Origin of the sequence: Cyclobacterium xiamenense (genome assembly GCF_009467825.1) — a bacterium.
Classification (GTDB): Bacteria; Bacteroidota; Bacteroidia; order Cytophagales; family Cyclobacteriaceae; genus Cyclobacterium; species Cyclobacterium xiamenense.
This window is the reverse complement of sequence record NZ_WIOK01000079.1, coordinates 1-1,163: the sequence shown is the minus strand read 5'-3', so window position 1 is coordinate 1,163 and position 1,163 is coordinate 1. Positions and strand designations below refer to the sequence as shown.

General features: G+C 39.1%; 1 protein-coding gene. It reads right to left on the bottom strand.

The features are described from left to right. Positions 1-1,115 (bottom strand): IS630 family transposase gene (locus tag GCU44_RS22915; protein ID WP_241685081.1). Its coding sequence is split into 2 segments (ribosomal slippage), with 1,116 coding nucleotides annotated over them: positions 1-689 and positions 689-1,115; the frame shifts between segments, so codons are not numbered across the junction. This gene is flagged as partial in the annotation. Positions 1,116-1,163: the final 48 nt, after the last annotated feature.

The window sequence follows — 1,163 nt, the reverse complement described above, 5'->3', positions numbered from 1 at the left end:
ATAAAGTCTTTTTAATTTTATCCTTGAATCGGCAGTAGTGAACTGCCAATTTATCTTATTGTTTTTATTGTTTCGGTTATTCTGCCAAGCCTCTACTTCTCTTTTTACTGTTTCAATATCCCTAATGTTCCTGTTAAGGCACTGTGCATTTAACACATGAAGTTCGATTTCTGCCATATTGAGCCAGCTCCCGTGTTTTGGTGTGAAAACGAACTCAAACCGATCCCAAATCCTCTTTGCTTCTTCAGGCTGGAAAGTTTCGTAAAGTGAGGATGCAGCATGAGTTTTAAAGTTATCCATTACCAATGTGATTTTTTTTGCCGTAGGGTACATCTCATCAGTTATCCTTTTGATGAACTTAGCCCAATCTTGTTTCTTTTTGAATTTGGTTATTTCAACCATTCTTTTTCCTTTCAAAGGCTCATTGGCCATAAATACATTGACCATTCCGTGCCTAACATATTCGTAATCCACACGTGCCTCTCTGCCTCTTGCCATTGGAATAGACTGCCTGCTTTCTGAAATCAACTGTTTAGGAGACTCGTCCATACAAACAACTGGCCTATTTTCATCGTAGGGTCTTTTGTAGACATCAAGGACTTCCTCCATACTTGCTACAAAAGCACTGTTCTGGTTTGGGGGTATCACCCATCCTCTTACTTTCCAGGGCTTAAGTTCATTTTTTTTAATGTATTCCCCACGGCAACATATGATATACTGTCTACATAGTTAAGCTCTACCATTTTATCTGCCAAAAGCCTCAGGGACCACTTCGAATATCCGGCAGGGGGTTCGCTGCAACACAATTGTACCAGCTTTGCTTCTACCTCACCGTCTATTTTCTTCTCGTAAATGCGACTGGTCGGTTTGCGTTCCAATACACCTTCAAGACCCTCTTCAATAAAGCGCTTCTTGACACGGTCAATGGTACGCATACCAATCTTCAAAATCTTACTGATTTGTTCATTGGTAACCTTTTCCGAAAATTCTCCCTCATCACAATTTAATAAAATATAGGCGACCCGAAACGTATGGGAACTGTGGGAGCCTTTGTTGATAATGGACATGAGTTCATCAACCTCATCTTTCAATAATTTAATAGTGTACCTCTTCATAGTTTCTTTTAAAGGTACAAAATTAATACGTCATATCATAATTAACTT